This is a genomic window from Kocuria subflava (assembly GCF_012163155.1).
Taxonomy (GTDB): Bacteria; Actinomycetota; Actinomycetes; order Actinomycetales; family Micrococcaceae; genus Kocuria; species Kocuria subflava.
Genome location: NZ_JAAVUN010000143.1, coordinates 1 through 652, shown reverse-complemented (window position 1 = coordinate 652; position 652 = coordinate 1). Strand labels below are relative to the sequence as shown.

Sequence of the window (652 nt, the reverse complement as noted above, 5' to 3'; positions counted from 1 at the left end):
TCCACCAACCGCCAGCGGTTCCAAGCCGAGTTGATGAACGTCCTCAATGAGCAGAACCTGGCGCTGAAGTCGGCCTTGGTCCATGCCTTGGTCTCCGAGCTTGGCGAACACGACGACGACGGCGAACCCGTCACCAAAGCCGGCAAACCCGAACCGAACACCGCCCTGCGGGATACGGAGAACGTGCCGTGGGACCAGGTCATCCACGAATACCTGGAACGTGAGGTCAAGCCTTTCGTGCCCGATGCCTGGATCGACGAATCCAAGACCAAGGAAGGCGCCGAGATCCCCTTCACCCGGCACTTCTACAAATACGTCCCACCTCGCCCGCTGGAAGAGATCGACCGCGACCTTGACGAAGTCCTCGGCCGCATCCGCGCCCGCCTGGGGCAGGTGGAGGCGTGATGCTGGTGAAAATTGGGAGTGCATGGCCTGATTCCTTGCCCCAAGGTTGGGCATTTGAGCGAATCGGTCAGTTATTCGAGTTGAGGAATACGTCAACGACTAGCTTGCTGGACGCGCCTTTGTCCGTAACCAAGGCGGGAGTTGTAGAGCAACTTGATCAAGTTGCTCTATCTGTGGATGGTGCGCCTAAGGAACTCGGCAAACCTGGCGGTATTGTGGTCAATAGTCCGTCTGATCGTAAGGGGTC

At 58.4% G+C, this 652-nt stretch carries 1 protein-coding gene and 1 pseudogene; both read left to right on the top strand.

Annotated elements, in window-relative coordinates; genetic code table 11:
- A pseudogene (locus GTW58_RS13435) lies at positions 1-405 on the top strand (SAM-dependent DNA methyltransferase); the annotation flags it as partial.
- A partial coding sequence (locus GTW58_RS14385) for a hypothetical protein (protein ID WP_425338853.1) occupies positions 405-652 on the top strand: 248 nt, incomplete at its 3' end. The pseudogene GTW58_RS13435 and the gene GTW58_RS14385, both read left to right, overlap by 1 nt.